We start from the raw sequence: 25488 nt of genomic DNA, 5'->3' as shown, positions 1-25488 counted from the left end.
AATATATCACAAAAGTCTGACGATTATGAGAGCGATTACATAATCATCTATAGCTCATATTTGATAGAATAGAAGTATCTATCAATTGTTGATCGTGAGGAATGCATCATGCCGGATTGGTCTTACCATGGAATATTCAGACCTGTATTAAAAAAAGTACCCCCAATATGGTCGAGGGAATTTATTCACCGTGGGATGAATATAATTGCCTCCCTACCATTTGGGTTTGGCGGACACATTATTAACTTTCTTGGCAGGGAGGAGAGCTCTCCTCATCTAGCAAAAGAGCACATGGGTCTCAGCTTCCAGAATCCGGTTGGATTATCTGGGGTTCTTGATCCAAATCTTAGTGGCACCCGGGCCTTCTCCAACCTCGGATTCGGTTTTTTGGAAATTGGTCCAGTAACATGGGAACCGACAGGGATCGGGGAAGCGCCAATAGTGAAGGAGGAAACACAATCCATTCTCTTTCCAAAAGAATCGATAGGTTTCCAAACAGCCATGGAAAGGCTAAAGAATATTCCACCTAAACAACCATTTCTAATTAGACTTCAGGGTAGTTACGAGGAAATAAAAGTAATGGCTGAAGGATTGAATCCATATGCGGCAGGTTTCATCGTGGAAGCTTCTGAATGGATGGACATAGGATTTACAGATAAACCCATGCTCTTATCCATACAAAATATAGAAAACCTTTCACTGACAAGCATATCCTCTTTTTCCGGTTTGATTGTGGAAGAAACGGATGGGTTTGAAAACCTTAAAAAGAAAATTATCCAATTAAGATCACTTGGATGGAATAAAACCATCATTAGCTCAGGAGGAATATATGAACCGGTTCAAGCCATGGAATTGGCTGAAGTCGGTACGGATATGATGATGGTAAAAGAGGGCTATGTCTTTTCAGGACCGGGGCTAACCAAGCGAATCAAGGAAGCCTTTTTAGATGAGGAGAAGGTTTCCATTCCATCTCAGGATGGGTGGTTTTCTTACTGGCTTTTCGGTTTGTTTATCCTAGCTGGAGGTATGTTGGCCCTTCTTTTCAGCATCACTTCTATCATTCTTCCATATGATGAATACTTTCTAAGAATGAAAAAAGAAGAAATTTGGATGTTCAATGAACGAATCATGCTGTTTATGGCGCATGACAGGATGACCCTTGCAGGAACGATGATTTCTGGTGGAATTGTATATATGCAGCTTGCCAAACATGGAGTCAAGAAAGGCTTGAAATGGGCTAAAGAAGCCATTGACTTTGCCGCAATAGTCGGTTTTCTAGGAATCTTTGCATTTATCGGCTACGGCTATTTCGATTGGTTGCACCTATTATTTTGGTTAATCCTATTGCCTTTTTACCTTCACGGTTATAGGAAGACAAAAGGAATATCCGGTACACCTTCCTCTCCTAATCGGCTTAATGATAAGAGTTGGAATGTGGGTATCTTTGGACAACTGGCTTTTGTCATTTTAGGATTCTCCTTTGTAATGGGAGGAGTGATTATATCTGGTATTGGGGTATCTTCTGTATTCGTGGCGACAGATATTCAGTACATTTGTATGCCTCCCGAGATGCTAGAACGCTTCAATCAAAACCTGGTACCAGTTCTTGCCCATGATCGAGCTGGCTTCGGTAGTGCTCTTTTAAGTGTGGGGCTTCTGGTATTGACCCTGGCACTATGGGGATACCAACAAGGGAATCAGTGGGTCTGGTGGACTTTCTTAATTGGAGGATTACCTGCTTTTATTGCGGGCATTTACATTCACTTTGCGATTGGATATACCACGTTCATCCACCTGCTTCCAGCCTATTTTGCACTAGGATTATATCTTTCAGGACTACTACTATCCTATCGTTTTTTACATAGTAAATAAGATTAACTACCACGGCAATGTCAGTAGAGGCATTGCTTTTTTATTTTCTTTACTGAACGCTGCTATTACGTTAATTTAAGCGGCAAAAGTGCAATTGCCGACTTTTTACTTTACTAGAGGCAGTAATTTTGGAGAAAAGAGCTTTACCAAAACATACCTTATACTCAGGACCATAGAACTAATTAAAAATTAATAGTTTTCTAATATAATAGAAATTGACTTTAAAATTTGAATAAGGGAGTGTTTGGATGAAACAGATTAAACTTTCTATTGTCATGATGCTGACCGTTATATTAGCGCTTACAAGCTTCATGAACCCTGACTTTGTTCATGCGGGTCAAAATAAAAATGAACCTGTTACCAAAGGTGAATTTGTAAAAGAATTGGTACATACTCTCGATATTGACCTTCAGGACGGGGAAATACCTTACTCGGACGTAGATGCCGACTTAAAGCCCTACGTAGAAGCGGCTATTCGTACGAATATCCTGACAGATGTGCAGGAAACCTCTTTCGGACCGAACGAGAAAATAACTCGTGAACAGGCTTATGTATTCTTAATTCGTTCCCTTAACCTTCGGGACTCCTATTCTAGTGAATCTGTGAAAAAATTCAAAGACCACCGAGCAATCAACCCTGACTTCACACGAGAACTTTCAGCAGCAGTGGAACTTGGATTGGTTGATGACAAAAGGGGTACACTCTTACCTAAAAAACCAGTAACCTATTCAGATTTAAACCAAATGATGATCAGCTACGAAAAGAACTTCGATTTCGTTACGGTTGTTCATACAAACGACATGCACGGTAGAATCATTTATAACCAAACAAATAAAGAGATGGGGCTTGCAAAAATAAGTGAACTTACCAATAAAGCACGCAGCAAGAACCCCACTCTCTTAATCGACCTAGGTGATACGTTCCACGGCACTAACTATGTAACGATGAATAAAGGACAAGCCGCAGTCGATGCGATGAATGAAATGAAATACGATGCAATGGTACCTGGTAACCATGATTTTAACTATGGTCAGGATCATCTTTTGGCATTAAAGGACGAGTTGAACTTTCCTTTAGTGAGCGCCAATATCCTTAAAAACGGAAATCCGTTCCTTGATGGATATACCATCGTTGAAAAGGATGGTAAGAAAATAGCATTGGTTGGCTTGACCGCTACGGATACGGCTGAGAAGACCAACCCTGCAGGTATAGTAGGGATTACCTTTGAAGATGAAGTGACTGTAGCAAAAGAGATGGTCGAACAACTTCGTGATCAAGTGGATGTTATTGTAGCCATTTCCCATGCGGGACTTGATACCGACGAAAACATCGCAAACGAAGTAGAGGGAATTGATGTGATCTTTGGCGGACATAGCCATGATACGATTGAGAGCCCTATTAAATTTGAACATTCTTATGTAACACAAGCGAATGAATACGGGAAAGCCCTAGGTAATACGAATTTGATTTTCCATAAGGACAAGCTTATCGGTGTGAATGGCTTCCTTTACAGAGATAGCCAAAATAAACAAGAGAACCCACAAGTTGCAGCTATCCTGCAATCCTATAAAGAAGCTGTGGATGCGGAATTAAACGTTGTCATTGCTAACACTTCCGTGCAATTGGATGGAGAAAGAGGAGATGTCAGAACGAAAGAGACGAACCTTGGCAATCTTATTACAGATGCCATGCGTGAAACCCTTGGAACGGATATTGCCGTAACAAACGGAGGAGGAATTCGCGCTTCCATTCCTGCTGGTGATGTGACAAGAAACCATGTGTTAACCACATTACCCTTTGATAATACCCTTGTAAGAACAACTTTGACAGGTGCAGAAATAAAGGCGGCGCTTGAACATTCCGTCCGTGTCTACCCTCAAGAGAATGGCGGATTCCTTCATGTCTCCGGGTTGACATTCACCTTCGATCCAGCAAAATCGGCCGGAAGCCGGGTGGAAAAAGTAGTTATCAACGGTGAGCCTTTAATCAATGATCAAGCATATTCTGTTGCAACCAACAATTTTACGGCTGTAGGTGGAGATGGTTTCAATATGTTCAAAGCTGAAAATATTGAATTTGACAGTGGAGAACTGTTAAGCTCTGTTCTGATCGAGGCATTACAATCCAATGTTGTAATTCCTGGTGTGGAAGGCAGAATACAAGTGAAGTAAGTTGTTAAGGAGAAGGAGACCGTTTACCGGTCTCCTTCAGTTTGTTAGACAAAGTCATACGAAATAGTTATTGCGTATCCTTCGTTCTATATCGCGGCTAATGTAGGTGACTTTCTCGGCTGGCTGAAGACAATCTTAAGGGTGAATTTCGGTTGAGATTGTCTTCATCGGGTGTATGAAGACAATCTTGAGGGTGGATTTCGGTTGAGATTGTCTTCATCGGGTGTATGAAGACAATCTCGAAGGTGAATTTCGATTGAGATTGTCTTCATCGGGTGTATGAAGACAATCTCGAAGGTGAATTTCGGTTGAGATTGTCTTCATCGGGTGTATGAAGACAATCTCGAAGGTGAATTTCGGTTGAGATTGTCTTCATCGGTGGTATGAAGACAATCTTGAGGGTGGATTTCGGTTGAGATTGTCTTCATCGGGTGTATGAAGACAATCTCGAAGGTGAATTTCGGTTGAGATTGTCTTCATCGGTGGTATGAAGACAATCTTGAGGGTGAATTTCGATTGAGATTGTCTTCATCGGGTGTATGAAGACAATCTCGAAGGTGAATTTCGGTTGAGATTGTCATCATCGGGTGTATGAAGACAATCTCGAGGGTGGATTTCGGTTGAGATTGTCATCATCGGTGGTATGAAGACAATCTTGAGGGTGAATTTCGATTGAGATTGTCTTCATCGGGTGTATGAAGACAATCTCGAAGGTGAATTTCGATTGAGATTGTCATCATCGGTGGTATGAAGACAATCTTGAGGGTGAATTTCGATTGAGATTGTAATCATCGGGTGTATGAAGACAATCTCGAAGGTGAATTTCGGTTGAGATTGTCTTCATCGGGTATATCGAAAAGCATTTCGAGGTGGAAGCCATCATTATTGGACCTCATGTAGTGTGAGAGGCTCAAGGTCGTCCTGGATAAGTGGAGCCGGTTGCGAATATCAAGCGACTTAAATTAGATTACAAAAATTACTAGAATTTAAACAACTTTAGGTTTGTCAAAAGTCTGAAGGAGACCGTTTATTGGTTTCCTTTTTTCTATGCAGCTTGCCTTGCTTCATATGTCCTGATGACAAATATGGATAAAATTGCTTTTTCTCACAATATCAGTTAGTACAAATGGAATAGCATATAGTTAACTTTGCTTATTTTCCTGAATTTTCAGCCCATTTAGTTGACCATCCTCTCCCTTTAACTTTACCCTTGGTATAGAAATACCTGTAAAACAAAAAAGGAGTCGAGGTGGAAAAATGAAAAGAAGAAACTTAAAATCTTTATGTTCCATTATTCTATCATTAGTCCTATTGATGGCACTTGTCCCCAATTTCGGACATGCCCAAAAACCGGTTAAAGGCAGTAATGAAGTGGCCGTGGGCAAAGATGGCATGGTGTCTACATCCCATCCACTTGCATCGGAGATCGGAGCGGATATTCTGAGGAAAGGCGGCAATGCGATGGATGCTGCCATTGCGGTCCAATTCGCCTTAAACGTAGTGGAACCGATGATGTCAGGTATTGGTGGCGGTGGATTTATGATGGTGTATGACGCAGAAACGGATGAAACAACGATTGTGAATAGTCGAGAACGGGCTCCAGCCGGCGCGACACCTGATATGTTCTTGAATCCTGATGGTAGCCTCATCCCCTTCCAGGAGCGTGTGAGACATGGTAATTCTGTTGGAGTGCCAGGGACATTGAAGGGTCTGGAAGCAGCCCATGAGAAATGGGGAACCAGACCTTTCCAACAATTGATCACCCCAGCATTTCAACTTGCACAAAATGGATTCTCGGTAGATAGACAGTTGGCGTTACAAATCGAAAACAATAAAGAAAAATTGGCAGGAACTGCTGCCAAGGAAGTGTTTCTTCCAAAGGGCGAACCAATAAAGGAGGGAGATTGGCTAGTCCAGAAAGACCTTGCAAAAACGTTCAAACTAATTAGATCCCATGGTTCAGAAGTCTTTTACGATGGAGAGATTGGGGAAGCTCTTGCCGCGACCGTCCAGGATTTTGGAGGTAGCATGACGATTGAAGATCTACAAAATTATGGAGTCACAGAGGACGAACCGGTATGGGGAGAATATAAGGGCTATGACATTGCGAGCATGCCACCTCCAAGCTCCGGAGGATTGTTCTTACTACAAATGTTAAAAACATTAGATAGTTTCGATATCAGCCAGTATGACCGTAGATCAAAAGAAGTATATCACTTACTCGCTGAAGCCATGCATCTATCTTATGCAGACCGTGGGGCATATGCAGGAGATCCAGAATTCGTGGAAGTTCCGATGATTGGCTTGCTTCACCCAGATTACATCGCAGAACGCAGTGCCCTCATTGATATTAATTCCGTCAACACAAATCCACAGCCAGGAGATCCTTGGCAATATGAAGATGTTGATCCTAATTATAATGTAATAAAGCAAAACGACGAAAAGGATATCGGGGAAACCACTCACTTTACCGTCGCTGACAGATGGGGAAATCTTGTTTCCTATACCACCACCATTGAACAAGTATTCGGCTCTGGAATTATGGTACCAGGATACGGATTTATGCTTAACAACGAATTGACAGACTTTGATGCTAGACCAGGCGGAGCGAATGAAGTCCAACCGAACAAACGACCACTTAGCTCCATGACCCCTACGATTGTTTTTGAAGATGGGAAACCCATTATGAGTGTTGGATCACCTGGTGGGCCTACCATTATCACTTCCGTTTTACAAGTGGTGTTGAATGTCATGGACTATGAAATGGGACTCGAAGAAGCGATTGCAGAACCTCGTATTTATACGAATACCATCAATAGCTATCGTTACGAAGATGGTATATCTGCGGAAGTTCTCTCGGAACTGAATGCAATGGGACACCGTTTCCCGAGCAATTCAGAACTGATCGGAAATGTACAAAGTATTTTAATAGACTATGAAAAGGACGAATATGTTGGAGTTGCTGATGCCAGACGTGATGGAGCTTCGGTAGGCTACACACGTCCCGGTAAAAGAAATTGAATAATTGAAAAAAGCAGCTTCAGACTTCTGACAAACCATAATTATCTTTAGATTTGCATTTACTTGTTGATCTTCGCGTTACAGGCGCTTCGCTTTCCTGCGGGCGGTCCGGAAGCCTCCTCGGCTACGCCAAGGCCACTGAAAAAGTAATGAATGTTAATAATCTGGTTAACACCGCTGTTAATCTTCGCAAACGGCTTCGCTTTCCGCGGGGCGACAATCTTGAGCCTCCTCGAGCTGCGCCCTGCGGGGTCTCAAGATTGTCGCTATCCCCCCGCAGGAGTCTGCGCCTATTGCTCCAATTAACAGCTAAAAATCATTTGAACGATAAGTTATTGGGTTTTTCAGTGGCCTCGCTTTCCTGCGGGGTCTCCCATGTCCCTTCCTCCCGCTGGAGTCTTCGCGCCTATCACTACGATCAACATGGGTATTGCATTTTCTTGAAGAGTAAAATAACTTTTTCTACACACTAAAGCAGCTGTCAGGTCTATCTGACAGCTGCTTTTTATGACTGGGTATTTATTGGTCAGGAACCACTATCTGAAATCCTTCCTAAAAAGAAACCGTCTACTTCGCTTAGTTTCCCTCTCCAAAGAATTTTCCCTTCCGATGGTGTAGGTTTATTATCTCCACAATAAACCTTTGTATTTTTCAGATGGATGAAATTAACTTCAGCGCCTTTACTGGAATCAACGCTTTCCCCTGCATTTGCAAGTTGTTCACTGATTTTTTGGGCTATTTCATTACCATCTTCAAACGTTTCACTCATCGTTTCAAAGTAATCCTTTGCCGGTATAAGAGTACCTGATATCACAGCACCGTTAACGTTTAAGGTAATATCAAGTGAAAAATCGTGTCTATTGGCAGCTTGCACAAAGAACTCTAAAATACTGTCCTTATTAGCACCAAGTTCACTATTCATTCACACTTCCCCTTTCTTAAGTTGAAAAGAAAGTCAGAGCGTTTCCGCTCCCTGTCTTGCTTTATTCAGCTTTAGCTGTCTTTTTGGATGATGACGATTTCTTTTTCGTTTTGGTAGAACTAGATTTAGTTCCTGAGCGCTTTTTCTCACTCTTTTCTTTATTCTCATCATCCTTAGCTTTGTCTTTCTCTGAATCTTGGTTTTCTGCAGATTCAGTTTCAACTTCGGATTCTTCAGACTTATCCCCATGATCATCCTTGGCATTGTCTTTCTCTGAATCTTGGTTTTCTGCAGATTCAGTTTCAACTTCGGATTCTTCGGACTTATCCTCATCTTCATCATCATCTCTAAGTTTTGCTATCATCTCTTCTAATTTTGCTATACGATCTGTGAGTTTACCGTTTTTCTCTTTCAATGATTGATAGTCACTATTATCATCGGAATCTTCATCCTCTTCCCCGCTGTCTGTGAAATCATCTAGAAAGAAGCCATTAATATCGCTTAGCGGACCTCTCCAAAGAGCTGTTCCCTTAGAAGGGGTTGGTTTACTGCTCCCACAAAAAACTTTGGCGTCCTTAAGGTGGATGAAGCTTGCTTCGGCATCTTCTCCTGAATCAATTGCTTCTCCTGCTTCAGCAAACTTTTCACTAAGCTGTTGAGCCACATCACTGCCGTCTTCAAAGGTTTCACTCAGACCAACGAAGTATTCCTTGGCTGAAACGATCGTTCCTGTAACAATGGCACCATTTACATTTAATGTGATATCGATTGAAAGATTGTGATTATTCGTTGCCCGGACAAGGAAAGCAAGAATGTTGTCTTTCCCTGCCGACTGCTCATTAGTCATATAAAAAACTCCCTTCATTCATTAAGATGAAGTATCGTCATCACTGGAAAGAGTGGTTCCATTGCTCTCTTCATCTTTTTTCTTCTTAGAAGACTTTTTAGCTGTAGAACGTTTCTTTTTTGGTTTATTTTTCTTTCCCTTTTCATCATCCTCACTATCATCTTTCTCTTCTGAATCGTCTTCCTCTTCGTCGGACTCTTCTTCGCCATCTTCTTCCTTATCTTCTTCGCTGTCTTCCTCGCCATCCTCTTCGGAGTCTTCTTCGCTATCCTCTTCCTTTTCCTCTTTGTTGTCTTCTTTGCTACCCTCTTCCTTTTCCTCTTTGTTGTCTTCCTCGGAGCTATTGGCTGCTTCTTTTTCTTCCGTTAGTTTAGTCAGCATTTCTTCTAACTTCCCTAATCGGTCGTTCAGATTTTTATTTTCTTCTTTCAAGGATTCGTAATCTTCATTTGTGGAGTCCTCCTTTGTAGACTCTTTTGTTGCAGCCACCTCTTGTTCACTTGAAGCATCTTCATTGGAAGCTTCATTTTCAGAATCATCTTCATTCGTTTCCTCGTTTTCTTTATTAAACATACCTTTTGCTGAACTTTTGATAGATTCATAAGCTTTCTTGGATTTTTCCTTGGCTGTTTCTCCAAAACTAGAACTCTTTGATTTAAGCGCCTCAGTATCAATACTTTCCATTAGTTTCTTCCCGTTTTCAGGAGTAGCTAAATAACCCACTGTTGCCCCGATTAGTCCTCCCGCAATGGAACGAGTAATTGGACCTGCAAATGATGTTTCTTCCTTATTCGTGTTTTGTTCCTCTGTTTGATTTTCTGTATTATTTGTTTTGTTTTCTGCCATGATAAAAACCTCCTAGTTTTAGTTAAATTAGTAGTTGAATTCAGTTGAATTTATTCGATTAGTACTTAGCTTTTTTTCGAGAGATTCAAGTCTCTCCTGTAACATTTTATTTTCCTCTTCCAATGCTTTGGTGTTGTTATCTACCGCTTTAGAGCTTAGATAAGGATCCGTTTCCCACCAATCCATTCCAATCTCTTTTGCTTTATCAACAGAAGCGACAATAAGTCGTATCTTGATGGTCAACAGCTCTACATCTGCGATACCCACTGTAATGTCCCCTGCGATTACGACACCTTTGTCTAAAATTTTCTCAAGCACATCCACTATCGTACTTGATTGACCAGTCGTTTGAACTGCCATTATATGAACCCTCCTTAGGGTGGTGTATTTATAGCAAGCTTCCTAGAGGTCCAAGGTCCAGATTCAAGTCGTCTGCATCAAGGCCGAAGATATCTTTTAATTCTTCCATCTTTTCTTCCAGATTCATCAAAGCTTCGCCTAAATCCTCGATCTGCTCATCGGTCAGCGTTCCGCCTTCCACGCGTCTTATTGCATGGCGCTCCACGATTTGCCTCAGAAGTTCCACCACAGTCAGGACAAGCTGAGCTAATCCATGTTCTGCTTTATCAGGATCTAAATTAATTCTTCCACTTGTCGGGTTGGCCGGTTGCATGTATTAATCCCTCCCTTTGGTGATCAAATTCTACGGAAGATACCGTTTTGCCATTTCCCTGCTGTGCCTGAACAAGAGATTCTACAGATGCAATCAAGACACGAAGATCCAAGTAAACAAGATCAACACCAGCGATGGAAATGACCAAATCGGCTTTTATTGCCACACCTTTATCAAGTATGACGTCTAGAATATCTATTAAAGCTATATCCTTGTTTTCTATCGAATCTCTATGGGACATAATTAGTCATCCTCACTTATGAAAAGCTTGAAAAGTGATAAGCAGGCCATGGCCCGGTCGGTTCAAACTGCCAGCCCATATCCCCCATTTTCTTTTCAAATTGCTGGATTTCTTCCAAGAACTGTTCCACTTTTGAGGAAGAAATAAGATAGACGCTATTCCAAGTCATATTTTCTTTCCTGCCTGTCACATCTTTGCTCCAATTCCTCTTTACATTCCCCTGTAAAACAAATTCTTTAAGATGTGTATGAATTCTTTCACTCACACGATCCTTTTCGTTCTCGACTTCATCATCAATCAACTTATCAAGTTTTCTCTTTTCAAAAAACTGTTTCCCTTTAGATAGTTGACTGATTTCTTCTCTCTGCTTCTCTATCGCGGGATTGCTCTTGCTCACTTGCTTCTTTAATAATTCATCATTGCAATATATTTTAAGATTCCATTCCTCATTGCCTTCTAGAAGTGCAAAGGTGTCTGTCATCTTGGAATGATTTTGCTTCACAATATCTGTTAAACTAGTTTCATTTTTATACAACGTACAAAACTTTAAAGGGATTACAGTATATAATTTCGATAATCCCATTACTGTTTCATGATGATGAAATGCTTTTTCCTGCAGCCATTCCATATCACTATTAATTTTCTCTTTTATGATTTCCTCTGAATACTCTTTTGCATCCAATTTACAAACAATAGCGGTTATTTCCTCTATTGATATGGTGTATATATCACCTTTTCCATCAAAACCTTTCATGGATGGAACAGGCTGGCTTACTGATTCATTAGATGGGATTAACCCATATAAATAAATTAATTCCCCCATATCCTAACCCTCACTTCTTTTTGGTCAACTGCTCCCATTGTTCCATTTCCAAATTCTTGGCTACTTCGTAACGGTGCAACAGTTCTGCTTCCTTCTCTTTATATGCCTCATCCGGAATTTCACCTAATTCATACATCATCTGTAATTGAATGAGCTTTTTTTGAATGGTTGGAAGGTCATACAGTTCTTTGTCCGCTTCCTCTTTTACTTTCTCGCCGATCTTAATGACAAGATTGATAGGTGCAGAAACTAATTTATGGAGCATTTAAGCACCCTCGACTGTTAATCTGATATTGACAAAGTTGTAGGCCGGCCATGGACCACTGTAATTGAAATCGACCTTATCCTTCCATTTTTCATGAGCTTCATTTACTTTCTCATCAAATTCTGCTTCCTTTTCCCTATCAATTAAAAAGGAGGCATTCAACAGCATTTTCTCACCGATAGGATCATTTACCTTCGATGCTTCCGCTGTTTCCTTTAATGGTTGAAAGATTTCTGCTTGCATCTCTTCTTGGAGGGAAAGGAAAAGCTTTTGAGCAGCTTCACCCAATTGAATTCGCTCATAGTAGCTGGCTGCTTCTGATTTCCCACGGACTTTTTCTGCCATTTTCCCCATTTTTTCATTTCCGCCAGCCAATTCTTCCAGCCATTCTTTTTTGCCAATTACTTTTAAGCCCAATTCAATTTTTCCTTTGATGGCTGGGAAAAGTTTTTCGAATTGAGGATACAGGTTTTCAAGCAGGACGGCCACATCTTCTCTTGAATGAAAAACATTACCGAAGCTTACAGGTATGACGGTATCGTTTTGTTTCATCACAAGTGATATGGCTTGTTGATGCATCATCAGATTCTCTTTATTCGGATGGTAGATTTTCATTGGCACCTCTGCAGCCACCATGGCAGAGTCCTTAAAGGAAATAGTGAAGAGCTCTCTTCTCTCTCCTTCCAATTCAATATGCCCAAATTCCTCATCTGTTTCTGTTTGAATTCCACAGATGATATATATACCCATTTTCTCTTCTTGGCTCATGTTTTGACTCTCCTTTATTACTCAGTGACCTTCATATTTTCACAGGCCTTTATTATCAATTTTTCCGCGTCTTTCAACGGTTGCTCACTATCCAAGCATCTTCCTAATGGATGGGCGAGAATATCCTTGCATAGCCGCTTGAAATCCTCATTACCCCCGTCTATAGGGATATCTCCCTCTGATGCAAGCTTGGCAATCATCAGGGAAGCACGTAAACTAGGACCATTCTTATTGCATTCTTTACGAAGCTCTGCTACAAGACCAGTAATGGCTTTCGCTTCTCCTTCTTTCATATCGACTTTCTGGGAGACGATCTTTGCCTCCCTATCCACCTCTTTATAATCGACATGGATGGTAATCAACCGGTCAAGTAACGCATCCTGTGTATGAAAAACACCTGCATATTCATCAGGATTGCTTGTAAAGATTACGGCAAAGTCCGGATGAACGGGTACAAAGGGTTCTGTAAGCTTCGAACCATATAATGGAAGAACCCCTTCCTCCAATATGGATAGAAAGATATTATTTGTCGTTGGTTGAGAACGGGTAAATTCATCGTATACTAGCGTGTAACCATTTTTCACGGCTTCCAATAAACGACCGTCCCTCCAAGTTTCTGTCACATTTTCCTCTTTTTTATAGACGGAACGGATATAGTTATCTACAACCTTTTTCCTTGTATACCCTGTAAAGTCACCAATTAAATCTTTATTATTTAACTCATGATTTCCGTGTATGAGCATAACAGGCTTTTTCCTTTTCTTTGCAAGAGCGAGTGCCATGGAAGTTTTACCTGCACCAGAAGGGCCTGTAAAATGAATAGGGTATCCGGCCTTTAGATATTGCAGTGAGCGAGAAAGCAAATCTTTCGTTTCTGAATCTTGAATTAGTGCCCTTGGATCTTTCTTGATTTTTTCTTTTAAAACCGTCACTCCATTCCCTCCTACTCACTGCGTGCTATCCTTCATGTTTAATGGAACTTCTATACCTGATATCGCGCCTTTTATATGAAACGACCTCTTTGTCTTTGTTTAAATGGACGTCATATATTCCGAGCATTTCATCTTTTGCGTACTTTTTCATGTATTCTTTTTCTTCAATCACTTCCACTGTAAGCTTCCATCCTTCGTTGTCACTTTCTTCAACGGAGGTGATTTTATGAAGGGGGGCGACAAATTCATTGAAGAAATCTGCAACATTCCCCATTATTTTTTTGATTTCCATATGAACCTCCTGCATAAATAGAAGGGAAAGCCTGAGGAGTATCCCCTGGCTGTTCCCATTCTAATGTCTAAATACTAAAGCGCGGGCTTTGACTTCTTTCATTTTGCTGTTCAGGGAGCCCATTTTCTTCTACTTCATCACGAAGTAATCCAACCGCTTCTGCGTATCGTAACCATGTGTCGACGCTGGCAATGACCACCCTTGCCTCTACCGTCAAGATTTCAATTCCTACCACTGAAACCCTAACAAAGGCGTCAATGACAATTCCTTTATCCAATATACGGTCAATTACCTCTGCTAAACTTGAACTGTCTGTACTTTTTTGAACGGCCATCCATCATTTCTCCTTTCATCATTCATCAAGACCCCATTGTCTTAATGTCATTTGAGGATTTGATATTTTTTGAGCTTTTGATATTAGTGGCACCTTTCATGTCGGTGTAGCTTTTGATGCTCTTTACACCTTTTACTTTGCGGTCATCGTCATCTTCTCTAGTCGAGGATATCTTCTCTTGGAAATCCTCTCCCGCTTCAACGACTTTCCCAATCTTGTCACGAACAGAAAGTAGGGCATCTTGTGCTTTTTCTTTTCCTTCTTCTGCCTTGTCTTCGAACTGTTCAGCTTTTTCTTCTGTCGCTTCCTTGAGGTTGTCAGTAGCATCCTCAGCCTTTCCTTGAATACCACCAATGAATTTTTCTTTCGCTTTTTCTTTAACTTTATCTTTGATTTCCTCTTTAATCGGCTCCGGAGTGTGTTCATACACCTTCTTTGCCGCCTTGCCTAATGTCTTTTTAATCTCTTTGCCCATCCAATTACCACCTTTGGATTCATTGAAAGAGGTCTAGCTATTTCTTTGAATCCACTAATTCACTAAGCATGCTTTCAATCTTATCGAGTCGATTATTTATATTTTTGTTTTCTTCCTTTATTTCTTCCAATTCGGAAGATGAATTATCGTCTTTAGCATCCTTCTTTTCATTACTTTTAGTTGGATTTAATAGGCTCACCACATTTTTGCCCATATAACCTGAGGCCAACTGCTTGATCCCATTTTGCGCCTGTGCAGCAAGCATCTCTTGGGCTGATCTTCTTAATTGATTGCCGGCAACCTTCACCACTTCTGATTCACTGATATTTTTATAAAGCTTTTTACTTGTGCCTGGGCTGGAAAGTAAACCAATGCCTGCACCTACAACTCCTCCCACAATTGCTAAATTGATAGAGTAATTGCCATTATCATTTTTTTCTTCTTGCTGTTCGTTTTTCTCTTTAACTGTCATGTAAACCAACCTCATCCCTTCTGTTTGTGAATCTTGCATTTTATTTATAAATTTTTTTTGTAAAAATGGAGGATTAGAAGCTGAATTGCCCTTCTTGATTTCTATTAGCCAAACCTTCTTCCTCGACCTCATCACGTAACAGGCCTACCGCTTCCGCATATCTCAACCATGTATCCACACTTGCAATGACTACCCGTGCTTCGACTGTAAGAATTTCAATTCCTACCAATGAAACTCTTACAAATGCGTCAATCACGATTCCTTTATCAAGAATCCGATCAATTACCTCTGCAAGACTTGAACTGTCTGTACTTTTTTGAACACTCATTTACGCATTGCTCCTTTCCACTTTATAAATGTAGTCATATGATCAAAGTTTTCTTATTTAATTAGCTTAGTAGGTATATAACCCATTAATCTGTATCTAAAACGGGGCTTAAGTTGTGATGTCTATAAAAATCCCAAGATATTCATTTTTTATTTCCCAAATCAGCATTCATGTAATATCAGAATGTGATAGGAATCCATATATCTTGAAGATTCAGGAAAATACTTGAAGTTATATTACAATAACAATACATTTTTATAAAAGAAGTTTTGAACAACAAAAAAAGAACATGGCTATACCACATTCTCTCTTAATGAAATATTTCTAGGTTTTAGGTTTACTTGATCAAATGGTGGTAGCTAGTAACTTACAAAAGGAGGAGAATGACAGATTGATTCATCCCCCAACTTATCATCAGCAATTACAGATCATCACCACGTTCCCGTCAGGATCTTTAATATTGAACCATGCCGTATCCCCCACCCTTTCTATTTCACGTACCACTTCAATTCCTTTGTTCTGAATAAATTGATATGCCTCTTCAATGTCTGGTGAGTAAAAATTAAACAAAGGTGCGCTACTTGGTTCATGCTTAAACGTAGGATCGAATGTATGGTCATCAAGTGTCAAGGAAGTGCTTCCCTTCAATGGAATGTTATACACAGGAGACTCGACAGTGCTAAGGTCCACTTCTAAACCCAACAGGTTGGTGTACCATTCTGCGGATTTTTTGAGATTTGCCACATGGATAAATACACCATTCATTTGATTTTTGATTGGTATTGTTTTTTGCATTTTCCATTTCCTCCTCCAAGTTTCCTCCTTTTATGTATTCTTGATTCATGGGAGATTTCCTTTGAGAAAAATCATTCGAGAAACTACTGTTCTTGCCATACCATTACATCAATCGAAACCACTTCCGAGAAAACAAAAGAACCAACCCCACTCGTTAATGAGCAGAATTGGCCTTTTCCTTTATTAACTATTTTTTATACCATCACTTTACATACGTCATTCGTAAACTCAACAGGATCCTCCAACGGCAATCCTTCAATCAATAGCGCTTGGCTGTATAGAAGGTTTGTGTACAACGCCAGCTTTTCACGATCGCCTTCATGGGCACTTTTCAATGATGCAAACACATCATGGTTTGTGTTGATTTCAAGGACCTTGTTTGCCTTGATGTTTTGGTTATCTGGCATCGCGCTTAGGATTTTCTCCATCTCAATGGTTACTTCCCCTTCAGTTGATAGGCAGACAGGATGTGTTTTTAGACGTTTAGAAACCTTAACCGCTGAAACCTTATCAGCAAGGATTTCCTTCATCGCTTCAAATAGATCCTTGTTTGCTTCCTGTTCAGACTCCGTTTGCTTTTCGTCCTCTTCAGAGTCAATTCCAAGGTCCCCGCTCGATACGTTTTTGAACTCTTTTTCTTTGTAGTTCATCAGCATCTTGATTGCGAACTCATCAATGTCCTCCGTGAAATAAAGAATTTCGAAGCCCTTGTCCGATACAAGTTCTGTTTGCGGAAGCTTTTCTATTCTTTCTTTTGACTCCCCGGTTGCATAGTAAATGTACTTTTGGTCCTCTTTCATACGGGAGATGTACTCATCGAGCGTCACAAGTTTCTTTTCTGTGGAAGAATAGAACATCAACAAGTCTTGCAGCTGCTCTTTGTTTGCCCCATACTCTGCATAAACACCATACTTCAGCTGACGGCCGAATGCCTCAAAGAACTTCACGTAACTGTCGCGCTCGTCCTTTAACATGCCAAGCAGGGCACTCTTGATTTTCTTTGCAAGGTTCTTCGCGATGAACTTCAGCTGACGATCTTGCTGCAGCATTTCACGAGAGATATTAAGGGAAAGGTCCTCAGAATCCACCAATCCTTTCACAAAACTGAAATGATCAGGCAACAAATCCGCACATTTGTTCATAATTAATACACCACTTGAATATAGCTCCAGCCCTTTTTCATACTCCTTGGAATAGTAATCAAATGGAATGTTCTCCGGAATGTAAAGAATAGAGTTATAGCGGATCGTCCCGTCCACACTGATATGAAGGTGCTTTAATGGCTTGTCAAAACCATAATGCTTTTCACTATAAAATTTTTCATAGTCTTCTGTTGTAAGCTCTGATTTATTTTTACGCCAGATCGGCACCATGCTGTTGATGGTCTGTTCTTCTGTCACTTCTTCTAGTTCCTCTTCGTTGTCCGCTTTCGGTTTGGACGTGGTCACATCCATTTTGATAGGATAGCGGATGAAGTCTGAGTACTTTTTGATGATGGACTTTAAACGATATTCTTCCAAGTACTCATCATAGCTTTCATCTTCCGTGTTTTCTTTTATTTTCAGGACGATTTCAGTACCAACAGAGTCTTTATCAGCAGGCTCGATTGTATATCCATCTGCACCTTCCGATTGCCATTTGTATGCCTCATCGCTTCCAAGTGCTTTACTTGTCACTGTCACTACATCCGCAACCATGAATGCCGCATAGAAGCCGACACCGAACTGACCGATAATGTCATGGCCGTCCTTGATTTCGTTTTCTTTTTTGAACGCCAAAGAACCACTCTTTGCAATAACACCCAAGTTGGCTTCCAATTCTTCTTTGGTCATCCCGATCCCTGTATCCATAATGGTTAATGTTCTTTCTGCTTTATTAGGGATTACCTTTACAAAATAGTTGTCTTTATCAAATGTAAGGGAATCATCTGTCAGTGCACGATAATAGATTTTATCCATTGCATCACTTGCATTGGAAATTAGTTCACGTAGAAATACTTCACGCTGGGAGTAAATGGAGTTGATCATCATTTCCAGCAGTCTTTTCGATTCAGCTTGGAACTCTTTTTTTGTCATGGTCTGATTTCTCCTTCCGGTTATGTATCCATGTTTATTTTAGCACTCTCTGATAAAGAGTGCTAACGCTCAATAAAATAATTATCATATTTGGATATTTTATGTCAATAGGAAATCATGAAAAAACGGTGCGATTCTTTTTAGGAATCGCACCGCTTGGAATACAGGAGTTCAGGAAGCACTCTTAGAAAGTTCAGGTATGTTTGTTGTAGTTGTTTTTAATTTCCGATCGTAAATGGAAGTAGTAAATATCGCAATCACCATAAAGCCCATCAATACCCCAAAAAGCATGCCCATCCCAGAGAGATCTACCAATACTCCACCCATGAAAGGACCAAGCATCCTTCCCCCGGTTGCAGTCGAGTTGACGATTCCTTGATAGAAACCTTCCCGACCTTTTGGGGCAAGCTGATTCGCCACAGTTGGAACAGCAGGCCAGACGAACATCTCCCCGATTGTAATGATGATCATCGCTACAAGGAATGCCGTGTATTGTTCCGCTACACCCACAACGGCAAAAGAAATGATGAATATGACCAATCCCACAATGATCTGAGTCTTCAACGTTTTTGTGTATTTTTTTACAATCCATGTAATGATGGGTTGAGCCAGTACGATTAATGCTCCATTAATTGTCCATAAAATGCTGTACTGTTTTAGGGAGATCCCAAGTGATTGTGTATGTGTGGCAATGGTCGTCTGCCATTGTACATAGCCCATCCAGCACAGAAGGTAACCGATACACACTATTAATAAAGCGTACAGCTTAGTATGATCCTTGATTTTTTGCTTTTGATCCAATACGGAAGTCTGGCTAGTAGGATTAGCCTGTATCTTCCGATAGCCAAATAAAGCGATGATGAAAAAGATGGCGTATGTGACTGTATTCGCAAGGAATATGTAGTCAAAACGAATATCCGCAACAAGCCCACCAAGTGCCGCTCCAATTGCCACACCAAGATTCTGTGATACATACATGGCATTGAACGATTTGCGTCCACCTTCTTTCCACACGGAACCTGCCATCGCGTACATGGATGGAAACACAATCCCTGACCCAAAGCCGATGATGGTCAAATACACCACATAAAAATTCCAGGTGTGATTGAATGTCAACCCGATAAGTGCAATGATGGTGATGGAAATCCCTAAAAGAATGGACCGGTAGCCACCAATTTTATCAAAAAGCACACCGCCTATCAGGTTTCCTATTACGCTTGCACCGGCATTAACCATCAGAACAAGTCCCGCTACAGAAAGCGACTTCCCAAGGATGTCATGAATGTATATTGTATTTAACGGCCATAAAAAAGAAGCCCCAGTTACGTTTATTGCCATACCAATAACTAATAACCAAAGGGCCTTGGGCATTTTAAGCATAACTGCATGCCCTCCTTCAACCAATTATTTCGAAATCCAAAATAATTGTAATCCGTTTTGAGGGCAGTTTCAATATAAAAAGTCAGAAATCAGGAAATGTAATTATTCTGATTTTTGGGACATGGTTGGAGAGTTGGTTTTTTAACTTTAGGTATTTTTTGGGTTATATCTCACGTAATTTTAGGATTGGTGGATTATCGTGGCTTCTAGAAGAGAGAATGGTAAGTTTTTTATGAGTTATGGAGAGCTTCTCATGTTGATTGTAACTTTTGTGAGGGTTATTGTGACTTTTTCCCTCGTTATTGTGACTTTTCCGGAGCTTATTGTGACTTTTCTCCTGGTTATTGCGACTTTTCCAATTATCTCGTTATTCTCATACCCATTTTCAAATACATACATCATATAAAAAAGCAGCACAAAGGCTGCTCTCCTACTCATTCTCGCTATGATTTTTGGATCTGACTGGTTGGGCTTTTTTCAAATTCTTCTGCTTTACTTCCCTAACTGGATTATATTCTGCACCCATTTCGACGGCCGTGTTTTCGGCGTTTCTTGTTTTTTGCTCCGGGTTATTTTGCTTGGAACGTTTCTTCATGATTGTAGGCCCCCTTAATGTCTCAATAAAGTCATTTCATTTTGAAGATTTTGCAGTTGCAGGCGCATGCGATTTAATTGCTCGCGTTGCTGAGCATTACAGCTCTGGGAAAGATGCATAAGATCATTGTACGTTGCCTCGATTTGTTCTTGGGCATTTGTAAATTCGGTATCGTTATAGTGCTCCAGCTGCTTTGCTTCACTATATTGTGCATGTGCATTGCGCAGTGCATCTTCACATTGTTGAATAAATTGTTCAACAGATTCTCTTGTTGCCATGGTTCTATTCACCCCACAATTTTTCTGTGTACTCGGCTTTATTTTGCGCATTTTTTTCAAGTCCATGCTAAAAAAGTGAACGGCATTGAAGCAGGTTGTGCATACATGCTAAAATAGTTTGTTAGCATTAGTTGGACAAAAAGAGGAGGAGTACGGATGACTAAACAAACTACGCAAAATCCGTTTCCATATTCCGTTGAAGATAAACGATATCACACGTGGAATTATCATTTACGTAATCATTTCGGACACAAGGTATTCAAGGTGGCTTTAGATGGCGGTTTTGACTGCCCTAACCGTGACGGCACAGTAGCTCATGGTGGTTGTACATTCTGTAGTGCCGCAGGTTCCGGTGATTTTGCAGGAAACCGAGCAGATGATCTAATCACCCAATTTTATGAGATAAAAACGAAAATGCATCATAAATGGAAAGACGGCAAATATATGGCCTATTTCCAGGCATTCACCAATACGCATGCACCCGTAGAGGTCCTAAGAGAGAAATACGAAACCGTGCTACAGCAGGACGGGGTGGTCGGCCTTTCCATTGGAACACGCCCTGATTGCCTACCAGATGATGTGGTGGAATATTTAGCCGAGCTGAATCAGCGCACTTATCTTTGGGTGGAGTTAGGTCTGCAAACGGTTCATGAGAGAACTGCCCTCCTGATCAATCGTGCCCATGACTTTGAAACATATGTGGAAGGTGTCAATAAATTGCGTAAGCATGGCATCCGTGTATGTTCCCACATCATTGACGGTCTGCCATTGGAAGATAATAAGATGATGATGGAAACGGCGGAGGCTGTCGCGAAACTGGATGTGCAGGGGATCAAAATACACTTATTGCACCTTTTGAAGGGCACTCCAATGGTAAAGCAATATGAAAAAGGTATGCTTGAGTTCCTTTCCTTTGAGGATTATATCCAACTAGTTTGTGATCAGTTGGAAATATTGCCTCCTGAGATGATTGTCCATCGCATTACAGGAGACGGGCCCATTGATATCATGATCGGCCCAATGTGGAGTGTGGATAAGTGGTCAGTGCTGAATGCCATAGATGCCGAACTGAAAAGACGAGACAGTTGGCAAGGAAAGTATTATGTTGGGAAAGGCGCTGAGGATGGACGATGAAATTGGAACGAGTCTTACCATATAGTAAAAAGATATTGAATCTGGCTGTGTCAGAAGGTGATATTGCTGTGGATTGTACGGTAGGTAATGGACACGACACCCTCTTTCTCGCAGAGCTAGTTGGAGACACTGGTCACGTATATGGCTTTGATATCCAACATGAGGCGATAAAGAACACAGAAGATTTGCTGGTGGAACATGCTGTTGGATCTCGTGTCTCGCTGTTTGAGGCAAGCCATGCAGAGTTACTGGATAGAATCCCTTCTGAAAAACATGATCAGATCAGGGGAGCCATATTCAATCTAGGTTACCTTCCTGGTGGAGACAAAGGAATTGTAACGGTACCGGAAAGTACCATCAACGCCGTGGACAAGCTTCTTTCCGTCATGAAAAAAGAAGCAGTCATCGTCATTGTCGTCTATCACGGACACCCAGAAGGCCAGGTCGAACGGGATGCCCTTCTCGACTACGTCACCAAACTGGATCAGAAAAAAGCACACGTCCTCCAATACCGCTTTATGAACCAAGTGAACAACCCACCATTCATCATCGCCATAGAAAAGAAATAACAAAGGATCCGGCTTATGTGCCGGATCCTTTGTTGCTTTACCGTGGTGAGGGTCAGACCCCTTTTAGCACTTTATAACTTTAACGCAGTGAGGGTCAGACCCCTTTTAGCACTTTATAACTTTAACGCAGCGGAAGTCAGTCCCTTTAAGCTCCACGCCAACTTTGAAAGCGTCGATATGCCCTTCCGTTCATGTAGAAGAAATAGGCGGTACCGCCGCTTGCTTTGATGATGCTTTTGGCCATGGAGGAGATGTCTTTGCAGTTGTGGACTTTGCGATCTGAGAGATAGACACCGAGCAGTCCACGGTTGATCAGGCGGTGGAATTTTTCAAAAGGCAATCCTTCCGTATAGATATCTGCCTGCTCCATGAAATGCCGCAACCTATCCATGAACACTGACTCATTCTCATAATACGTGCAAAAATTAAGATCTCCACCTTCCAGATCTTCTTCCTGATCAATGAAATAATCCAGTAGTATATGCAATCCTTGTATATAAGGAAAATATCCTCCCACAATCTTCTCTGCATGTTCGGCAGTAAAGGATTCACGGGAGGCCTGCGAAACCAGACAGAATATCCCCAAGGTTGACCCAGAACAAGCGGAAAACTCATACCACTCCATCGGAGGCAGCTCTTCCTTATAAAGGGAGAACCACTCTTCAAGCCTTGGTACCCTTTCCTCCACCACTACATGCTTATGTACTTGCAAGTCGCAATAATATCCGGCAAGCTTCACCAAGTGCGGAGCTATGAGCGCATAGTTGCCCAAAGAACTCAACACACTTTGACATGTTGTCACCAAACTTCCCAGGTACCCTCCATCATCCTGCTCTTCCCTGAATCGGTAATAATTTTTCAAAGGGGCCCCCACGGTCAATGCATCTGGCATGGATTCATGAAGGGCTGCGAAATCCAAAGGATCCATCGAGGTACTCCTATCACATAGATTATCCAAATAATCACTGATGGTCTGATAAGCAACGATAAACTTGACCGCCTGACGGAAATCTACTCCTGCAAGCAACGATAGAATACCGCCACCCTCACAATGGAAGGCTTTCGTCTCAATACTTGCCAGCGCCTGCTTGCGAAGCTCATCATCCGGAATATCAGACGCTCTCTTCTTCCAATGCTCCAACTCCTGATATACAACAGGGAACACATCTCGATACACCCTTTTCATCAACGAAAAAGGATGGGTGGGTACCTTCAAATTCAGTCACTTCCTTCTATTTGTAAATCCACAAAAGCTTTGGCATAACGAAAAACGCGATCCCGCTCAGGCTCATTAAAAATTTCATGATATAGACCTTTCCATTCCTTGTAGCTCTTTTCTTTTGCTGAAAGAGAATTGAACCATGACTCTGAAGCAAAACTTTCCACAATCAAATCGTCACCTGCCTGCATAAGTAATACAGGAATATCAGGAAACTTATCAATCCCCGTAAAGGCTTGGTTCATGGACTGAACCAGCTCACGGTACCATCTAACAGATACTTTCGTGATATAAAGCTCATCTCCTGCAGCACTTCTCCAGATTTCTTCATTTCTCGTCGCTTTGTCAATGGTGATTCCTGTTTCGAATTTCGTTTTTGGCAAAATGAAATTCAATCCTTTGGATAGGACATCCAACCCTTTTGTCGGAGGTTGAATCAGCTTCAAACATGGAGAAGATAAAATAACTCCAGCTACCATCAAAGGTTTTTTCTCCTGAAGTGTACGGATGACCGCCAAGCCGCCCATGCTATGTCCGATGACAAAAACAGGCGGCTTCAACAAGTATGCCTCTTTGATCCATTTCTCCACTTCATCTATATATTCATCGAAATTGTCTATATGTCCCCTTCGACGTGTGGAAAGTCCCTGCCCAGGTAAATCTCCCATGATGACATTGAATCCGTTCGACTTCCACTGATCCATCAACCAGGAGTATCTCCCGTGATGTTCCTGTGCGCCATGGACTATTACGATGGTGCCTTTCGGTTCTTCTGCCTCCCATTTCCACATTCTCGAACACTCCCTCAAAATAATGACATTCTTTCTGATATAATAAAATAAAACAAACATTTCTTACAAGCCGGAGGAACTTATGTATAAAATATACCCATTTCTTGATAAAAAACCACAGATTGACGAAACAGTCTACCTCGCCGATTTTTCGGTAATCACAGGAGATGTATCCATCGGGAAGGAGAGCAGCATCTGGTTCCACACAGTCATCCGTGGCGATGTAGCCCCTACGATCATTGGCGAGAGGGTTAATATCCAGGATCAATCCCTGCTTCATCAAAGTCCCAACAAACCTTTGATAATAGAAGATGATGTCACAGTTGGGCACCAATGTACACTACATAGCGCATTTATTCGAAAAAACGCCTTAATTGGCATGGGCTCCATCATTCTAGACGGAGCCGAAATTGGCGAGGGAGCCTTTATTGGGGCCGGCAGCCTTGTACCACCTGGAAAACGTATTCCACCTAATTCGCTTGCTTTCGGCCGGCCTGCCAAAGTCGTTCGCGAACTGACGGAAGAAGACAAGCTGGACATGGCACGTATCAGAAGAGAATACGTGGAAAAAGGACAATTTTATAAATCCGTCCAAAACTGATAATCCCCTACACACCACCCATTTCCGGGTGGTGTTTTTTTATTCTTAAATTTCTGTTAATTTTCTACCAGCTAATCCTAACTCTATCTTTACACAGCCTTATAACTTCCTAAATAAATGCCATCTAAAATGAAGGTAAGAAAATAGCCTAGTTGAAAAGGAGTCCTGATGATGGAAAAATTACTCGCAAATTTCTACGAATTGGAATGTAATCTGTTTCGCTGTGTGAATCGTCATTTTGACAGAAAGCATGTGAACTTCTTTTTCCGTAACATCACGCATATTGGAGGGGCTACTTTCACTATTTGTACCCTTCTGCTTCTAATCATCTTCAGCAATCATTCTCTTAAATATACCGCTATGGCAGCGGGGCTTTCATTAGCGCTCAGTCATATTCCGGTGGCAATTGCCAAAAAACTTTATCCAAGACGACGCCCGTATCTAGCTCTGGAAGCGATCAAAGTGGGCACCAATCCGTTAAAGGATCATTCATTCCCATCCGGTCATACAACCGCAGTTTTTTCCAGCGTCATCCCTTTTATTCTATTCATACCACCTCTTGCCATACTTTTAATCCCTATTGCGCTCTGTGTAGCAGTTTCAAGGATCTACCTAGGGCTCCACTATCCCTCTGATGTTGCAGTCGGGGTGGTGCTTGGTACCACGACAGGTATCCTGTCGTACATGATGGTTGTACCATTATTATCTTGACTAGCCAACAAATCTGTATAACTCCAGTAAATTTCCGTTCCAGGTGTTCGCTTTCCGC

General features: G+C 41.3%; 29 protein-coding genes. 7 read left to right on the top strand and 22 right to left on the bottom strand.

Going from position 1 to position 25488, the window contains the following annotated elements; translation table 11 throughout:
• Positions 1–108 precede the first annotated feature (108 nt).
• The 3 genes from EKQ44_RS10040 (at position 109) to ggt (ending at position 7064) form a co-directional block, all read left to right on the top strand.
• Positions 109–1872: a dihydroorotate dehydrogenase gene (locus EKQ44_RS10040; RefSeq protein WP_237663403.1), complete on the top strand. Its 1764-nt coding sequence runs from the start codon at positions 109–111 to the stop codon at positions 1870–1872.
• Positions 1873–2120: 248 nt separating this feature from the next.
• On the top strand, positions 2121–4043 hold the full coding sequence (locus tag EKQ44_RS10035; protein ID WP_237663402.1) for a 5'-nucleotidase C-terminal domain-containing protein: 1923 nt from the start codon (positions 2121–2123) through the stop codon (positions 4041–4043).
• Between the two features lie 1257 nt (positions 4044–5300).
• The gene (gene ggt / locus EKQ44_RS10030) at positions 5301–7064 is read left to right on the top strand and encodes a gamma-glutamyltransferase (protein ID WP_237663401.1); all 1764 of its coding nucleotides are present in this window, start codon (positions 5301–5303) and stop codon (positions 7062–7064) included.
• A gap of 526 nt (positions 7065–7590) precedes the next feature.
• On the opposite strand, the gene gvpU (EKQ44_RS10025) is transcribed toward ggt, so the two are convergent.
• From gvpU (EKQ44_RS10025) to EKQ44_RS09930, 20 genes are all read right to left on the bottom strand, one after another.
• Positions 7591–7986 (bottom strand): gas vesicle accessory protein GvpU, encoded by a 396-nt coding sequence (gene gvpU, locus EKQ44_RS10025; protein ID WP_237663400.1) that lies wholly within the window; start codon positions 7984–7986, stop codon positions 7591–7593.
• A gap of 61 nt (positions 7987–8047) precedes the next feature.
• Positions 8048–8833: a gas vesicle accessory protein GvpU gene (gene gvpU / locus EKQ44_RS10020; protein ID WP_237663399.1), complete on the bottom strand. Its 786-nt coding sequence runs from the start codon at positions 8831–8833 to the stop codon at positions 8048–8050.
• A gap of 21 nt (positions 8834–8854) precedes the next feature.
• Positions 8855–9679, bottom strand: a complete 825-nt coding sequence (gene gvpT, locus EKQ44_RS10015) for a YtxH domain-containing protein (protein ID WP_237663398.1) — start codon at positions 9677–9679, stop codon at positions 8855–8857.
• Between the two features lie 27 nt (positions 9680–9706).
• Complete coding sequence (locus EKQ44_RS10010; protein WP_237663397.1) at positions 9707–10039, bottom strand: gas vesicle protein; 333 nt, start codon at positions 10037–10039, stop codon at positions 9707–9709.
• 28 nt (positions 10040–10067) lie between these two features.
• Complete coding sequence (locus EKQ44_RS10005) at positions 10068–10352, bottom strand: gas vesicle protein K (protein ID WP_237663396.1); 285 nt, start codon at positions 10350–10352, stop codon at positions 10068–10070.
• Positions 10318–10593, bottom strand: a complete 276-nt coding sequence (locus tag EKQ44_RS10000) for a gas vesicle protein (RefSeq protein ID WP_223490831.1) — start codon at positions 10591–10593, stop codon at positions 10318–10320. The genes EKQ44_RS10005 and EKQ44_RS10000 overlap by 35 nt, the downstream gene beginning before the upstream one ends.
• A gap of 16 nt (positions 10594–10609) precedes the next feature.
• Positions 10610–11416 (bottom strand): GvpL/GvpF family gas vesicle protein, encoded by an 807-nt coding sequence (locus EKQ44_RS09995; protein ID WP_237663395.1) that lies wholly within the window; start codon positions 11414–11416, stop codon positions 10610–10612.
• 10 nt (positions 11417–11426) lie between these two features.
• Positions 11427–11681: a gas vesicle protein GvpG gene (locus EKQ44_RS09990; RefSeq protein WP_237663394.1), complete on the bottom strand. Its 255-nt coding sequence runs from the start codon at positions 11679–11681 to the stop codon at positions 11427–11429.
• Positions 11682–12449, bottom strand: a complete 768-nt coding sequence (locus tag EKQ44_RS09985) for a GvpL/GvpF family gas vesicle protein (protein ID WP_237663393.1) — start codon at positions 12447–12449, stop codon at positions 11682–11684.
• Positions 12450–12466: 17 nt separating this feature from the next.
• Positions 12467–13381: a gas vesicle protein GvpN gene (gvpN, locus tag EKQ44_RS09980; RefSeq protein ID WP_237663392.1), complete on the bottom strand. Its 915-nt coding sequence runs from the start codon at positions 13379–13381 to the stop codon at positions 12467–12469.
• Between the two features lie 25 nt (positions 13382–13406).
• Complete coding sequence (gvpO, locus tag EKQ44_RS09975; protein WP_237663391.1) at positions 13407–13673, bottom strand: gas vesicle protein GvpO; 267 nt, start codon at positions 13671–13673, stop codon at positions 13407–13409.
• Positions 13674–13740: 67 nt separating this feature from the next.
• Complete coding sequence (gene gvpA, locus EKQ44_RS09970; RefSeq protein ID WP_237663390.1) at positions 13741–14007, bottom strand: gas vesicle structural protein GvpA; 267 nt, start codon at positions 14005–14007, stop codon at positions 13741–13743.
• Positions 14008–14032: 25 nt separating this feature from the next.
• A complete protein-coding gene (gvpQ, locus tag EKQ44_RS09965; protein WP_237663389.1) occupies positions 14033–14482 on the bottom strand; it encodes a gas vesicle protein GvpQ in 450 nt (149 codons plus the stop codon).
• Between the two features lie 37 nt (positions 14483–14519).
• Positions 14520–14954 (bottom strand): GvpT/GvpP family gas vesicle accessory protein, encoded by a 435-nt coding sequence (gene gvpT, locus EKQ44_RS09960; RefSeq protein ID WP_237663388.1) that lies wholly within the window; start codon positions 14952–14954, stop codon positions 14520–14522.
• A 73-nt stretch (positions 14955–15027) separates the two neighbouring features.
• Positions 15028–15282 carry a gas vesicle structural protein GvpA gene (gvpA, locus tag EKQ44_RS09955; RefSeq protein ID WP_064098149.1) on the bottom strand — a complete coding sequence of 85 codons (255 nt, stop codon included), beginning with the start codon at positions 15280–15282 and terminating at the stop codon, positions 15028–15030.
• Between the two features lie 414 nt (positions 15283–15696).
• Complete coding sequence (locus EKQ44_RS09950) at positions 15697–16077, bottom strand: VOC family protein (RefSeq protein ID WP_237663387.1); 381 nt, start codon at positions 16075–16077, stop codon at positions 15697–15699.
• Between the two features lie 194 nt (positions 16078–16271).
• Entirely contained in the window at positions 16272–18152 is a 1881-nt protein-coding gene (htpG, locus tag EKQ44_RS09945; RefSeq protein ID WP_237663386.1) for a molecular chaperone HtpG, read from the bottom strand.
• A gap of 171 nt (positions 18153–18323) precedes the next feature.
• Positions 18324–19523 carry an MDR family MFS transporter gene (locus EKQ44_RS09940; protein WP_237663824.1) on the bottom strand — a complete coding sequence of 400 codons (1200 nt, stop codon included), beginning with the start codon at positions 19521–19523 and terminating at the stop codon, positions 18324–18326.
• Positions 19524–19962: 439 nt separating this feature from the next.
• Complete coding sequence (locus tag EKQ44_RS09935; protein ID WP_047971026.1) at positions 19963–20127, bottom strand: hypothetical protein; 165 nt, start codon at positions 20125–20127, stop codon at positions 19963–19965.
• A 14-nt stretch (positions 20128–20141) separates the two neighbouring features.
• Positions 20142–20405: a YtzC family protein gene (locus EKQ44_RS09930; RefSeq protein ID WP_237663385.1), complete on the bottom strand. Its 264-nt coding sequence runs from the start codon at positions 20403–20405 to the stop codon at positions 20142–20144.
• A gap of 156 nt (positions 20406–20561) precedes the next feature.
• Between EKQ44_RS09930 and mnmL the strand changes: the two genes are divergently transcribed.
• Entirely contained in the window at positions 20562–21539 is a 978-nt protein-coding gene (mnmL, locus tag EKQ44_RS09925) for a tRNA modification radical SAM protein MnmL/YtqA (protein ID WP_237663384.1), read from the top strand.
• Positions 21536–22108, top strand: a complete 573-nt coding sequence (gene mnmM / locus EKQ44_RS09920; RefSeq protein ID WP_237663383.1) for a tRNA 5-(aminomethyl)-2-thiouridylate-methyltransferase MnmM — start codon at positions 21536–21538, stop codon at positions 22106–22108. Before mnmL ends, mnmM begins: the two co-directional genes overlap by 4 nt.
• Before the next feature lie 145 nt (positions 22109–22253).
• On the opposite strand, the gene EKQ44_RS09915 is transcribed toward mnmM, so the two are convergent.
• Both EKQ44_RS09915 and EKQ44_RS09910 read right to left on the bottom strand, forming a co-directional pair.
• Positions 22254–23324 (bottom strand): tetraprenyl-beta-curcumene synthase family protein, encoded by a 1071-nt coding sequence (locus EKQ44_RS09915; protein WP_237663382.1) that lies wholly within the window; start codon positions 23322–23324, stop codon positions 22254–22256.
• Positions 23325–23326: 2 nt separating this feature from the next.
• Positions 23327–24118: an alpha/beta hydrolase gene (locus EKQ44_RS09910; RefSeq protein ID WP_237663381.1), complete on the bottom strand. Its 792-nt coding sequence runs from the start codon at positions 24116–24118 to the stop codon at positions 23327–23329.
• Between the two features lie 82 nt (positions 24119–24200).
• Between EKQ44_RS09910 and EKQ44_RS09905 the strand changes: the two genes are divergently transcribed.
• Positions 24201–24719: a gamma carbonic anhydrase gene (locus EKQ44_RS09905; protein ID WP_237663380.1), complete on the top strand. Its 519-nt coding sequence runs from the start codon at positions 24201–24203 to the stop codon at positions 24717–24719.
• Between the two features lie 171 nt (positions 24720–24890).
• Entirely contained in the window at positions 24891–25430 is a 540-nt protein-coding gene (locus tag EKQ44_RS09900; protein WP_237663823.1) for a phosphatase PAP2 family protein, read from the top strand.
• The last annotated feature ends 58 nt before the right edge of the window (positions 25431–25488 follow it).

Origin of the sequence: Sutcliffiella horikoshii (assembly GCF_021991925.1) — a bacterium.
GTDB lineage: Bacteria > Bacillota > Bacilli > Bacillales > Bacillaceae_I > Sutcliffiella_A > Sutcliffiella_A horikoshii_F.
This window is presented reverse-complemented; position numbering and strand designations above follow the sequence as displayed.